General features: G+C 52.8%; 13 protein-coding genes. 9 read left to right on the plus strand and 4 right to left on the minus strand.

Features of this window, described 5'->3' with window-relative positions:
- Window positions 1–567, plus strand: a 567-nt coding sequence (locus tag J5224_RS21665; protein WP_264627324.1) for a YjbH domain-containing protein, incomplete at its 5' end; no start/stop codon positions are given.
- Window positions 568–782: 215 nt separating this feature from the next.
- A complete protein-coding gene (gene adrA / locus J5224_RS21670; protein ID WP_264627325.1) occupies window positions 783–1,844 on the plus strand; it encodes a diguanylate cyclase AdrA in 1,062 nt (353 codons plus the stop codon).
- Window positions 1,845–1,876: 32 nt separating this feature from the next.
- Here the strand turns inward: adrA and J5224_RS21675 are convergent, their stop codons facing one another.
- The gene (locus J5224_RS21675) at window positions 1,877–2,470 is read right to left on the minus strand and encodes a hypothetical protein (protein ID WP_264627326.1); all 594 of its coding nucleotides are present in this window, start codon (window positions 2,468–2,470) and stop codon (window positions 1,877–1,879) included.
- Window positions 2,471–2,775: 305 nt separating this feature from the next.
- Between J5224_RS21675 and J5224_RS21680 the strand changes: the two genes are divergently transcribed.
- The 6 genes from J5224_RS21680 (at window position 2,776) to J5224_RS21705 (ending at window position 8,939) form a co-directional block, all read left to right on the plus strand.
- On the plus strand, window positions 2,776–3,657 hold the full coding sequence (locus J5224_RS21680) for a MurR/RpiR family transcriptional regulator (protein WP_264627327.1): 882 nt from the start codon (window positions 2,776–2,778) through the stop codon (window positions 3,655–3,657).
- 241 nt (window positions 3,658–3,898) lie between these two features.
- On the plus strand, window positions 3,899–5,029 hold the full coding sequence (locus J5224_RS21685) for an ABC transporter substrate-binding protein (RefSeq protein WP_264627328.1): 1,131 nt from the start codon (window positions 3,899–3,901) through the stop codon (window positions 5,027–5,029).
- The gene (locus J5224_RS21690; RefSeq protein ID WP_264627329.1) at window positions 5,029–6,159 is read left to right on the plus strand and encodes an ABC transporter ATP-binding protein; all 1,131 of its coding nucleotides are present in this window, start codon (window positions 5,029–5,031) and stop codon (window positions 6,157–6,159) included. Before J5224_RS21685 ends, J5224_RS21690 begins: the two co-directional genes overlap by 1 nt.
- Before the next feature lie 20 nt (window positions 6,160–6,179).
- Window positions 6,180–7,010 carry an ABC transporter permease gene (locus J5224_RS21695; protein WP_264627330.1) on the plus strand — a complete coding sequence of 277 codons (831 nt, stop codon included), beginning with the start codon at window positions 6,180–6,182 and terminating at the stop codon, window positions 7,008–7,010.
- Complete coding sequence (locus J5224_RS21700) at window positions 7,007–7,810, plus strand: ABC transporter permease (protein ID WP_264627331.1); 804 nt, start codon at window positions 7,007–7,009, stop codon at window positions 7,808–7,810. The genes J5224_RS21695 and J5224_RS21700 overlap by 4 nt, the downstream gene beginning before the upstream one ends.
- Window positions 7,803–8,939, plus strand: a complete 1,137-nt coding sequence (locus tag J5224_RS21705) for a M24 family metallopeptidase (protein ID WP_264627332.1) — start codon at window positions 7,803–7,805, stop codon at window positions 8,937–8,939. The genes J5224_RS21700 and J5224_RS21705 overlap by 8 nt, the downstream gene beginning before the upstream one ends.
- A 13-nt stretch (window positions 8,940–8,952) precedes the next feature.
- Here the strand turns inward: J5224_RS21705 and J5224_RS21710 are convergent, their stop codons facing one another.
- Window positions 8,953–9,954, minus strand: a complete 1,002-nt coding sequence (locus J5224_RS21710) for a class I SAM-dependent methyltransferase (protein ID WP_264627333.1) — start codon at window positions 9,952–9,954, stop codon at window positions 8,953–8,955.
- A gap of 165 nt (window positions 9,955–10,119) precedes the next feature.
- On the opposite strand from J5224_RS21710, the gene J5224_RS21715 reads away from it, so the two are divergent.
- A complete protein-coding gene (locus J5224_RS21715) occupies window positions 10,120–11,031 on the plus strand; it encodes a helix-turn-helix domain-containing protein (protein WP_264627334.1) in 912 nt (303 codons plus the stop codon).
- Window positions 11,032–11,103: 72 nt separating this feature from the next.
- Here the strand turns inward: J5224_RS21715 and J5224_RS21720 are convergent, their stop codons facing one another.
- On the minus strand, window positions 11,104–11,841 hold the full coding sequence (locus J5224_RS21720; protein ID WP_264627335.1) for a carbonic anhydrase: 738 nt from the start codon (window positions 11,839–11,841) through the stop codon (window positions 11,104–11,106).
- Window positions 11,842–12,136: 295 nt separating this feature from the next.
- Window positions 12,137–13,443: AMP nucleosidase (locus J5224_RS21725; RefSeq protein WP_264627336.1), on the minus strand; the 1,307-nt coding region annotated here is incomplete at its 5' end.

The raw sequence follows: 13,443 nt of genomic DNA on the forward strand, positions 1-13,443 counted from the left end.
CTGCTGACCAACCTGCAACTGACGCGCATGGATAACCCGGCGACAGACTGGTATACCCAGGTGTACGGCGGTTATCTGGAAATGATGTACGCAGGCGTTGGTTCAGAAGTGCTGTACCGTCCCTTTGGCGAGCGCTGGGCACTGGGGCTGGATGTCAACTACGTCAAGCAGCGTGACTGGAATGACATCATGCGTACGGCGGATTATGACGTCGTCACCGGGCACCTTACGGCTTACTGGGAAATGCCTTACGTTGAAGGGTCCTTTGCGAAAATCAGCGTTGGGCGCTATCTGGCCGGAGACTACGGTGTAACGGTCGATCTGTCCCGTCGTTTTGACAGTGGCATCACCGCCGGGGTGTTTGCGACCAAAACCGATGTCAGCAGCAAAGACTACGGCGAAGGCAGCTTCACCAAGGGGTTCTATATCTCCATTCCGTTCGATCTGATGTTTACCGAACCGACAGTGAAACGTGGTGCCGTTGGTTGGGTGCCGCTGACGCGTGATGGTGGTCAGATGTTGCAACGGCGTAACGGCCTCTACGGCGTGGCGGGTGAAATCCGCTAACAACAATACGTTGCAGGCATCAACGTGCGGCCTTACTCCTTGAGAGTAAGGCCGCATTGTTTCGTCTGAAGCCAGAATATTGTCGGGTTGCTATGGACGTTTTGTGAGTTTCAGGTAACGATATAATGAGTAGATTTACTGTGTGAATGTGTAGTGAATCGCATGATTTAGGTCATACTACACATCTTTTGAGATCAAGGAATGGGAGAGGCGTCATGTCTGTTAAATCGCCTACATTATTGACAGTGGACTCTCGTCTTTCCGGGATACGCTTTTCCAAGCGGGTCTTCCTGCCCCGCATTACCGGTACGCTGTTGTGCTCCCTCTTTATTACTTCCGTGTTGGTGACGAAAACCATTCCATTCTGGGTGTGGGCACTCCTTTTCCTCAATGTGTTCGTATGGCCCTACTTGGCCTATTACCTGTCTACGCGCTCCGCAGACCCTATGCGTTTTGAACGGGGAAATTTGCTGGCGGATGTGGTTTACGGTGGGTTCTGGATTGGCATGATGGGGCTCAACGTGTTGCCCAGCGCCATTATCATCGCTATGGTCGGCATGAATTGCATGGCGGGGGGCGGCATCCGCCTGTTTATTCAGGGCGTCAGTTTACAACTGCTCAGCGCCGCCTTGGTTGCAGGTCTCAACGCGCACCGCATCGATTTAGTGACCACGCCTGCTCAGATGTACGCCTGTTTGCCTATGTTGCTCGTCTATCCTATGGCTTTGGGCTACGTGACGTATGTGACGGCGACCAAGCTGGCTGAACACAAGCGCAGACTCATGCTGATGAGTACCCACGATGGCATGACCAACGTCTATAACCGTCATCATTGGGAGCAGTTGTTGCACAACGAATATGAAATCTGTCGCCATATTGATGAACCTTCGACATTGGCCCTGATTGACATCGATCATTTCAAAACCATCAATGACAGTTTCGGTCATCATGTGGGGGATGAAGCGATTCTGTTTTTGACGGAAGAACTGCGCAACGGCTTGCGAGCGACCGATGTGATTGGTCGCTTCGGTGGCGATGAGTTTGCGGTGATTTTGCCTGAAGCGCGTGCCACAGATACGGTTGAGATCATTAACCGTATCCGTAAGCGTCTGGCCGCCAAGCGCTTAACGCAAACGCCACAGTTAGGGATTCGTATCAGCGTTGGGGTGGCTGAATATCGGCCCACCATGAGCCAGTATCACGATTGGCTTAAAGCGGCGGACATCGCCTTGTATATGGCGAAAAATAAAGGCCGTGGGCGCACTGAAGTGGCCTAACGTCTCACTTTCATGGTCAACAAAGGTATTTACTACGGCAGTGGGTTCAGTCGATGGTTGACGTTGAACTCAATGACTTTGTTGACGATTTCTCCCAGCGGTTTTCCCTCATCAATCATCGTGTGGATATCTGAGGTTAATGCTCGGAAATTTTCTACGTTTACCGTTTGCCTTTTTTGACCGACCTTCTGACTGATGGCGTAAATAGCGGCTTTTACGGCATAAACTCTCGGGGTATTTTCATAGGAATTCGCCAGATGTTGGTTTACTTCACGTCGTAAGGTGACCGCTGGGGAGGGGGGCGTTTGTTCTGTTGACGAACAACCGTCTAAAAAGTGCCGTATCTTCTTTACCCGTTCAAGCGCATCGCCAAGATATTGATACTTGTCTTCACGAATACGTTGCTGATGCGAGCATGCACGGCTGTGGGGATACGCCTTGAAACGGGTCAGTGACTCAAGATGGGTGTTTGGTGCCGCCTTTTTTATCCTGAGCAGTGTTTCTGCAAAGGCGATGTGCTTGGAGGATTTTGTTTTGTCTGCAAGTTTGACAGCAGAGGTCAAACTGTGGGTAAAACGTGCTCTACAGGAAAGCAGCAGTGTGGATGTTGCAATAGTGCTTATCATGATATTTTTTTGTAATTACCTTGGTGGTGAGGTGTTAAAACTGTAGTGCATCACTACTAAGACTTTCTTCTATATTCCGTCTCCTGTGCAACGTCGCTGTTCCACCGCCGTATTGGCAAGCGGTTATCTGCAAATTGGCCTAAAATGTTTTATGTTTGAAGCAAATACAACCATTCTTTCATGAATGAGTTATTAATAGCCTGCTACTTATTTTTTTATACGTTAATAAGAAAAAATAAAATGCAGTGTTGCAATTGCTACATTTTTGATTTTAAATGTAGCAACTGATTCTTTAAGGGGGCAGTATGGAGTTCACCGCTTTATTGAGGGAACGTTTTTCGCGCTTGACCCCGTCACAGCAGATGATTGCTCGCTACATCGAACGCAACAAAGATCGCGTAGCATTCATGACGGCCCGCCAGTTGGCCGCTGTGATGAATATCAGTGATGCTGCCATTGTGCGCTTTTCACGTGCAGTGGGGTATGAGGGCTATGCCCACATGAAAGAATCATTGGGGGATGCTTTGATTGAGCGCACTGGCGCCAGCGGCATCTTACATCGCGAACCCGCGCTGCCCAGTGAAAAAGAATTGAAAGAGAGCGTGTTTGCTAACGCCAACCAGCTCTTGAAAGCCACGGCAGAACTGAATGAAGACCGCATTGTTTCAGCTGTCGCTGGGCGTATCGCCGCCGCAAGGCGTATTTGGGTAAGTGGTAACGGAACGACGTATTCCATGGTCTCCTACCTGGCGATGCAACTGAATCATTTCCTCGGTAATACCGAGGTGTTCAATATCGGTCACGGTGATGTGGCAGATCGCATATTGCAAGTGAATGAGCAGGATGTGTTTATTGGTATTGGGTGGGAGCGTTACATCCCCTATACCATTGATTTGATGAGCCTTGCCCGGCAACGGGGAGCCTATGTCGTCGCGATGACAGACCGAGCCAGCTCTCCTTTAGCCAATGAAGCTGATGAAATGTTGTATATCGTGCGCAGTTCATCAGCTGTGGCATGGTGGTCGAAAGTGAGTCCGATGATCGTCGCCGATTGGCTGATGGCGCAGGTAATCACGAAAGATGAGGAGAAAATCAAAGCGAATTTAAAACGTTCCGATGATGCCTGGCGTCTTCTGGGTCATTGGAAAAATGCCAACACCAGGGAATTATTTAACAATAATAAATAGATATAATTATAAAGCAGTAATTATAAAGCAGTAAAATAATAAGCAGTAAAACAGCGGTGGTTATTGCCACCGCTGTAACATTATAAAGAAATACCTTCGCGCCTTCGTTTCATTATTTGACTAATCAATGTGTTGCTGGAACACCATTTTTGTTTAATCCTCGTTTTGATTAAACCGTGTCTTATGTTGCTGACATCAGAGAAAAGTAGTTTCTTACCGTTTGTTTCTCAAAGGAAAACATATGAACAAAGGAAACGAAAAGCAACAGGGTTTCATGCCGTCAAGTGTTGATGAAGGGGTTAATGCCGATCGTCGTCGCTTAATAAAACAAACATCGATTATTGGTGCAGGGGCTCTGCTCGGTGCCTTCGCGCCTGCGGTTTTTGCCGCACCCAGCAAAGAAGTGATTGTGCGCGGAATTGGCGGAAGCTATCAGGAAGCGCTGGAAAAGGCGGTCTATAAACCTTTTACGGAATTGACCGGTATTAAAGTGATCATACAGCCTTCTACTGCCGCACAAATCATGGCAATGATCAAAGCAGGTCGTGTGACACTTGATGTGTTGGATATCGGCGATGTGACGCAAACCAACCTCAATGCGGCCGGGGCGTTGATGCCAATCAACTACGCGGGCATGAAGTTTACCAATCCCGACGATATCTTCCCCGAAGTACGCCGCCCCAATATGGTCGGTAACCTGTTCTTCTCCACCGTGATGGTTTACAACACGGATGTCTTCCGGGATGGCAATCACCCGCGTACCTGGGCAGAATTTTGGGATGCGGAACGTTTCCCCGGTGCACGTACCTTAACGGATCTGCGCACCAGTTCTACTGAGCTGGAATTCGCCTTACTTGCCGATGGTGTAGACATGAAAGACATCTACCCCATTGACATCAAGCGTGCGTTTGCGTCTCTGAGCCGTATCAAACCCCATGTCGTGAAATGGTGGGATACGGGTGCGCTGTCCGTACAATTGATGGAGCGCAAAGAGGCGGTGTTGGGCGCACTGTGGAACGGTCGTGCACAAGCGCTGATCGATCAGGGCGCACCGTTAGCCATTGAGTGGAACCAGATCAAACAGCAGTTGCAGTATTGGAGCGTGCTGAAAGGGTCGCCGAACCCGGAGAATGCGCAGTTGCTGATTGATTTTGCGTTACAGCCCGAGGTTCAGGCGAAAATAACCCAGTTTATTGCTTATGGTCCCACCAATAAAAAAGCCTTCCAGTTTGTTCGCCCGGAGGATCTGGTGAAACTGCCTTCCAACCCTGAGTATTACTCGCGCTCGTTTGTGCAAAATGCGCAGTGGTGGACAGATAACATTGAGGAAGTGGGCAAAATCTGGCAACCATGGATCTTGGGTCAGGGGTAATGAAAACGGATTCAACATACCACAGCTCCCGGCGTCAGCCGGGAGCTGCACTTCGCCTTGAAGGGCTGACCCGGCGCTACGAACAGGCTGCCGTTGTCGATAATCTGGATTTAGCGATCGCGCCCGGCGAGTTTGTGACGCTGCTCGGTGCCAGCGGTTCAGGGAAAACCACCACGCTGATGATGGTCGCGGGCTTTACCGAACCCAGCCAAGGGCGCGTGCTGATTAACGATCGGGATATTACGCATCTGCCCCCGGCAAAACGTGACCTTGGCGTGGTGTTTCAGCATTACACGCTGTTTCCGCACCTCTCGGTGGCGGATAACCTGTCGTTTCCGCTGGAAATGCGCGGCGTGGCGCGTCGTGATATCAAGCAGAAAGTGGCAGATGCGCTGGCGTTGATCCAGCTCGATGATAAGGGGCACCGTTTGCCGCGAGAGCTGTCCGGTGGGCAGCAGCAGCGCGTTGCGCTGGCGCGTGCGTTGATCTTTTCTCCAGCGGCACTATTGATGGACGAGCCGCTGGGCGCTCTGGATAAAAAGCTGCGTGAACACATGCAGTTAGAAATAAAACGGTTGCATGTGGCTTCCGGCTCTACGGTGGTGTTTGTCACCCACGATCAGGAAGAAGCGTTGACCTTGTCCGATCGTATTGCTGTGATGCAACAGGGGCAGATTGCCCAGATTGATACCCCGCACGATCTCTATACCAAACCAAAGAATCGCTGGGTGGCTGAGTTTATTGGCCAATCCAATTTTATTGACGGTCAGGTGATCGCTATTCAGCAACAAGGCTACGATGTGCGCCTGTCAAGCGGTGAAACGGTGCGTGGTAAGGGTGTGGCACATCTTGGGGTAGGGCAGTCTGTCTTCGCGGTGCTGCGGCCAGAACATATTCGTATTGGGCTGCCGGGGGATTCATCAGCGCATTTGCCGATTAGCGCTACCATTGCTGAAATGCTCTACCTGGGGCATACGCTTAAATTAACGCTGGTGCTGAGTGATGGCGCAACGTTATTAGCACAGTTGCAGAACTCGGCGCTGGAGGGAACCCTGCGGCCGGGCGCCAGCGTGCGTATCGGGTGGGCACCGGAAAGTCTCTGGTTTATTCCCGCCGAGGCTCAGCAATGAGCGGGCGTGACGATAGGCGCGTGAGTCGCTGGAAACCGTGGCTATTGCTGGCACCAACGCTGCTGGCGCTGACGATTTTTTTGCTGATCCCGCTGGCGAAAATGCTCGGTTACAGCCTGTTCGATCCGGGGCTTACCAGCAAGCACTTTGCGCGCATTGTGCAGGAACCGGTCTGGCTGCAAGTGTTGTGGATCACGCTGCGTACCTCGCTGCTAGTCACGCTGGCGACGCTGCTATTGGGTTATCCTGTTGCCTGGGTGTTGTGCAAACTGCCTACGCGATTAGCCAGTATTGCGATTGTCATCATCATTATTCCCCATTTTACCAGCGTGTTGGTGCGCACTTATGCCTGGATGGTGCTGTTGGGTAGCGATGGGTTTGTCAATCAGGTGCTGCGGGCGATGGGGCTTATCGATACGCCGCTCAAACTGATGTATACCCCGCTCGGTGTGTTAATCGGTATGACCTATATCTTGCTGCCTTACATGGTTCTGGCGCTTTACAGCGTGATGCGCGGCATCGATCCGCAACTGCTGCGGGTGGCGTATAGCCTTGGCGCTTCGCGTTTTCGGGCTTTTTGGCGTATCTTTTTGCCACTGTCGTTGCCTGGCGTTGCCTCAGGCAGCCTGCTGGTATTTATTTTATCTATTGGCTTTTTTGTGACACCAGCGCTGATGGGCAGTCCGCGCGATACCATGATCGCCATGGTTATCGAAAATCAGTTGGAAGTTTATTTCAACTGGGGCTTCGCGTCGGCGCTGTCTGCGTTGCTGCTGCTGTGCACCTTATTGCTGTTTTGGGTCTATGTTCGGGTCGTGGGATTGGAACGACTCTTTGAGGCGAAAGGATGAACGGAAACCGCCCCGGCTGGCTGCCGCTGCTGATCACGCTGTTGACCCTCGTTTTTTTGTTGGTCCCGATTGCGATGATCTTTCCCTTGGCGTTCAGTGCCAATAGCTATTTGTCGTTTCCCCCACAGGGATTCTCCCTGAAGTGGATGCGCGCGATTTTGCAGGATTCGCAGTGGCTACAGGCTATCGGCCTGTCGTTTACCATTGCGTTAATGTCCACCTTGTTAGCCATGGTACTGGCGCTGTTTGCTGCTCTTGCATTGGTGCGCTGTCGTTTTGTCGGCAAAAGTCTGGTGTATGCGCTGATCGTGTTGCCGATGATTGTGCCCAACGTGATTGTGGCGTTGACGCTGTTCTTCTTCTTCTCCGAGTTGGCGCTGTTTAACAGCTTTACCCGTATTGTTATCGGGCATGCTTTGATTGCGCTGCCTATTGCCACCATTATTTTGTCTTCGACGCTGCAAGGCATGGATTATCGCTTGGAGCAGGCGGCAATGAGCCTGGGGGCCAGCCACTTTAACGTGTTACGACGCATCACGCTGCCGCTTGCCGCACCGGGGATGTTCTCGGCAGCGATTTTCTCATTTCTCAGTTCGTTTGATGAACTGCTTATTGCGCTGTTTCTTTCCGACCATGGCAGCCAAACGCTGTCAGTGCGGATTTGGAACACGGTACAGTTTCAGCTCGATCCTTCTATTGCGGCCGTCAGCGTGCTGTCGATCGGCGTGACAATAGTGACCCTGGGGATTACGAGTGTGGTGAATAGAAAAAAAACGACATCAGGTAACCGTTATGAATGAAAGTTGGCTTTTCCCACTCCACGAATATCAGCAACGCGTCGCAACGATCCGCGCTCATATGCAAGAAAGGGATATATCCCTGTTGCTGATTGACCAGACTGAATTCCTGTTTTATCTCACGGGATTCGGTATTTCCGAAAACATGTACCGCGCCTGTCTGCTGCCGTTGACGGGTGACCCGGTGATGGTATTCCGCGCCATGGACGAGCGTGCGTTCAGCGAAAACAGCTGGATCACTGACACCGTGACCTTCCATGACTGGCAAGATCCGTTAGCTGTGCTGGCTGATACGGTGCGCGCTCGCGGCTGGGAAAGCGCAACGCTCGGCATCGATTTCGATTCTTACTGCATGACCATCAACCGCTTCCAGCGCTTGCAGGCGATGTTGCCACAGATTCAGGTAAAAGATTTCTCCGGTGTGCTTAAACAATTGCGCACCCGCAAAATTCCGCAGGAAATCGAGTGCATCAAACAGTCGGCGGCGGCAAACGATCAGGCGATCCGTGAAGTGGTTGCCGAAATGGGCGTGGGTAAGACGGAGCGCCAGGCCGCAGAGATTATCCACCGCGTCCTGATTCGCCATGGGATGGATTCCAACCGCTGTGGCATTGTCACGACCGGCGGTGGCAACAGTTTTCTGCATGCCAACATGCAGGAACGGCCGTTGGAGCAGGGCGATATCCTGCATCTTGAAGTGGTTTCCTTCAAACGAGGCTACAGCTCCAAGATCATGCGCTCGGTGATTATCGGTACAGCGTCCGCTGCACAGCAAGAGATTGCTCAGCAACTGATTGCCATCCAGGATAAGCAACTGGCGGCCATGAAGCCCGGCGCAGTGGCGAAAGATATCGATGCGCTGGCACGTAATGCTGTACTGAAAGCAGGGCTGCGTCAGGATTACGCCAGCATTACCGGTTATACGCTCGGTTATTATCCGAAGACGACGCCGCGCACCAGCGATTTTAGCCACGTATTTTTGCCCACGTCCGAGTGGTTGCTGGAAGCGGGCATGGTGTTTCACATGTATCTGTATGCAGCGGGCCTCGCCATCAGCGAAACGGTGCTGGTGACGGAAAATGGCTGCGAGCGGTTGACGAAGATCCCGCGCCAGTTGTTCACAACAGCATAACGCGGGCCACCTGTCATTTTCGTGCGATCAAGACGGTCAGTGGCGACATCGGAAACGGTTGATGTCGCCGTGTTTCTACACGGCTGAAACCCGCATCGCACAGTGACGATGCTAATTCCCCTTCGCGTGTTACCCGACGTCCGCGCAGCATTAACGGCAGGTAGAAGGGCAATACCGATGCGGCATCCTCTTGGTTGGACGCTATTTCTGCATGCACGGCAACCAGCACACCGCCCGGCGTCAATGCGTTGAACAGTTGCGTTAGGCTGGTGGTGATATCCTCGACAAAGTGCAGAAAAGAAGAACACCAGATGATATCGGCATAGCCTGTGGCAAACGGTTGTGCAGAAAAATCCCCGCTGGCTGTGCTTAAACGCGGGTGCAGGCCGGCGGCAATGATATTCTCTTGCGCCACTGCGACGGTTTGTGGCAAATCGAACACCACCCCTTGCAGCGTGGGATGGCGCTGTGTCAGGCCGATGGCGATCATGCCTGGGCCACCGCCCACATCCAGCAGCGTTTTAGCCTGCGGGAACTCTGGCAATGCGCCCACGATGTCACAGGCGCGATCGACCGTCAGCGCGCGCTGCTCCTGCGCAATCTGTTTTTGCGCCGCCTGCGCCCAACCGGCATCCATGCGAGCAGCGGGGGGCGGCGTGCCGGGTTTTTGCTGCATAAGTGCCGCGAGCTGCTGTCCAACATCACGCAGCGATTGATGGCGGAAACACCAGCTATCGCCAATATAACGCTCGCCGGTTTGACACAGATAGGGTTGCATCTCCGCGCTGGTTTGATAGCCTGCTGCGTCGCGCGTCAGCAGTTTCATGCTCCACAGCAATTCCAATAGCGTTGCGGCTTGTTGTGGCTCCCAGTGCTGGCATAGCGCGAACTGCTCAACCGTTGAAGGCTTCGCCAGTTGATCAAACAGCGCGCTATCCAGAGCGAGTCGGACCGCCTCTGTTTTGATGTTGGTGGCGGTCAGTGTCCATAAATCGGTCAACGTGGCGGGGAACATAGTGGCTCCTTGCAGGCTGTGTTGCGGCGTTAATCACGTCGCATGGGTTAACGTGGGCGTTGCCGCGGGGGATAGCCTTATGTTATCTATAAATGAGAATTATTATTGTCTTTGTTTGTCTGCGTGACGGCGGTTTTTCTCTGAGGATGGGAGGAGAGAGAGAGAATGGGAGAAGGGCGAAGTTCACCAACGCAGCGTGTGATACCGCGTATGGTATTGCGCGAGGGCAACCGTCGTCAGCTACCGGATCAGTTTGGTCAGTGCTGGTCACAATCGGATGCGCTTGCTGACGGATTGACACTGGTAACCTCCTCCTATCAGCCGCTAAAACCGCTGGTGGAGGAAGCAGAAACCGCGCATTCTCAGCCCGTGCTGGTGATGACCTTTGGTTTGAACGGCGAGTCGAACTACAGTGAAAAGCGGGGTGCCAGCATGACGTTCCGCCAACAGCATGTGACCATCGCCAGTTTTCATCACAGTCTGGGTGAGCGCTATTATCCAGAACGACAAAAAGTGGACCAATTGCGCCTGTTGGTGAGTGAATCGATGCTGGAGCGCTATATTGGCGGTGCGGCAACAGAGCGGCTGTTTGGTGATTATCGGCTGCGGCAGCATGCCTACAATAGGGTGACACCTGTCGCACAACAGCACCTGCATGCATTACAACAGGCACAGGGCGATATGCTCTCTATGCATATTCATGCCCTGAATTTGCTGGCTGCGCACCGCTATTTGTTTGAGGAGACGCGGGAAGCGGCTCGCTTACACCCTCAGGATGTGGTGGCGGTGGAGCGTGCCCGCGATTGGATGGTGGCGCACCTGAATGAAACCCTCTCTCTTGGCGCGCTGGCGCTGGCGGTCGGGCTAAGTGAATACAAGCTCAAGCTGGCGTTTCATCGCCATTTCAATACCACGCCGGGGCAGATGTTGTTGCAATTGCGCATGGAAGAGGCGCACCGTTTGTTGGAGCACGGTTTACAGGTTGCGCAAGTTGCCTGGCGGGTGGGATATCGTCACGCTAACAACTTTAGCGTAGCGTTCTGGCGTTACTATGGGCGTTACCCGAAATCCATCTAACACGGTGTGGCTGCCGTGGCAGTCTGACTGTCACGGCAGTGGGGATTCTGGCGCATTCTTCTTAGGTGGGTATCAACTCAGAAATTCAACTTCGCCACCAACCAGGTGGTACATGCTGCCGACGATCTTGATTTTGCCCTCTTGTTCCAGTTTTTTCAGAATCGGACTGTGTTCACGAATGTGTTCGACGGTGAGCGCCACATTGGTTTTCGCTACCGCATCGACAAACGCCATGTTTTTGCCCGTGCGGTCGCCTTCATAGGCGGTTTTCTCGACGGCGGGTTTAATTTTGTTCAGCAGCCCGGTCAGGTTGCCCAACTCAACATTGTCTATCGCGCCGGCTACGGCACCGCACGCGGTATGCCCCATCACCAGCACCACTTTGGCACCCGCCGCCGCACACGCGAACTCCATACTGCCCAGGATGTCTTCATTTTGCACGTTGCCTGCCACGCGCGCGTTAAACGTCTCGCCAATGCCCGTATCCAGTAAAATTTCAGCGGGTGCGCGCGAGTCGATGCAGCTTAAAATCACCGCTGCGGGGAACTGCCCCTCTTGGCTGCTGATTTTTTGCGCCACGAAGTCATGCTGCTGCATTTTTCCTTCCCGGAAGCGTGTATTGCCTGCCTTAAAGCTTTTGATCACATCGTCAGGCGTCATGCTGTCACGCTGTGCTTTGGTCAACGATGCGGCATAGGTGACGTGGGGAACCATAAAACCACTGATACCGGTGAGTGCCAGCACGGAGAGGGCCGCGGTGCGCTTGATCACAGCACGACGAGATGGCTCGGGAGCATCGAACTTATTCATAATAATGCCTCATTGTTATTGTGGGTATGGCGACGCCGCAACCTGGTGCAGGACGTCAATGACACGCTAATCACGTGATAGGTGATTGTGCTGATAATGACCGTTAGTCATTAATTGCGGTAAGTGTAGTTGCGCCACAGAGGGGATTGTGGCTGGTGGAAGCGCATCAAGGGGTTATGTTGTGAGATTTTTAGCTGTTTTTAACTCTAAAACAATGTGTTATTGCTATTTTTCTGTTTATGTCCGGCAATTCTGATAATCACTGTCGGGCCCGGAAGGGCCCGACAACGAGCAATCAGCGGAACGGTGGCTCGTTAAACGTGCGCAATTTACGTGAATGCAGGTGGTCGCCTTCTGCACGCAACAGATCCATGGCGCAGATACCGATTTGCAGATGTTCGGAGATGGCCCCTTCATAAAAACGGTTAGCCTGACCGGGCAGTTTTATTTCACCGTGCAGCGGTTTGTCCGAGACACACAGCAGCGTGCCGTAAGGTACCCGGAAGCGATAGCCTTGTGCTGCAATTGTTGCACTTTCCATGTCAACCGCTACGGCGCGGCTCAGGTTGAAACGCAGCGCAGAGACGGAGTAGCGCAGTTCCCAATTACGGTCGTCCGTGGTCACCACCGTACCGGTACGCAACCGCTGTTTTACCGCTTCGCCCGCCATGCCGCTCACCATTTTGGTGGCGTCGTACAGCGCGCGCTGTACCTCGGCGATGCTCGGAATAGGAATATCCGGCGGGAGCACGGCATCAAGCACATGATCGTCGCGCAGATAGGCATGGGCTAACACATAGTCGCCTATGGTTTGGCTTTCGCGCAGCCCGCCGCAGTGACCAATCATCAGCCAGGCGTGCGGGCGCAACACGGCAAGGTGGTCACAGATGGTTTTAGCGTTGGAGGGCCCAACGCCAATATTGATAAGGGTAATTCCTGGTCCTTGCTTGGCGATCAGGTGATAGGCCGGCATCTGATGTTTCTTCCAGGCAACATCGGAAACGCACGCTTCGGCCGTAGCGTCTTTGCCGGTGAGGAAGATACCGCCAGCCGCGGCGAGCGCCTCGTAGGGGCTATCAGGATCGGCAATTTGTTCACAGGCCCAACTGACAAACTCATCCACATAGCGCGTGTAGTTGGTGAACAGGATATAAGGTTGAAAGTGCTCGATGGCTGTGCCCGTGTAATGGCGTAATCGTGCCAAAGAAAAATCGGTACGTAAGGCATCAAAATGCGAAAGCGGGAAACGGGTATCGGTGGCGTGAAATAGACCGTCTGCGGTTTCATCACCAATTTGAGCCAGTTCCGTGGTGGGGAAGTGCTGAGAAATCCCGGCAGACATGGAACGCTCCAGCGTCAAATCAGAGCCGTCAATCACATAAGGAAAGGGTATTTCCTGCTGCGAGGGGAATACCTCAATGTGGGCGCCATACTCTTCGACCAGTAATGTCAATTGCTCAGAGAGATAGCGGCGGAACAGCGCAGGTTGTGTGACCGTGGTGCTGTAACTTCCGGTATGGGTGAAACGCCCATAGGCGCGGGTGCGGCTTTTCCCTTGTTGTACGCCATCCCAGCTTACGCGCAATTCCGGGTAGACGAACA

Source organism: Candidatus Symbiopectobacterium sp. NZEC135, from assembly GCF_025962695.1.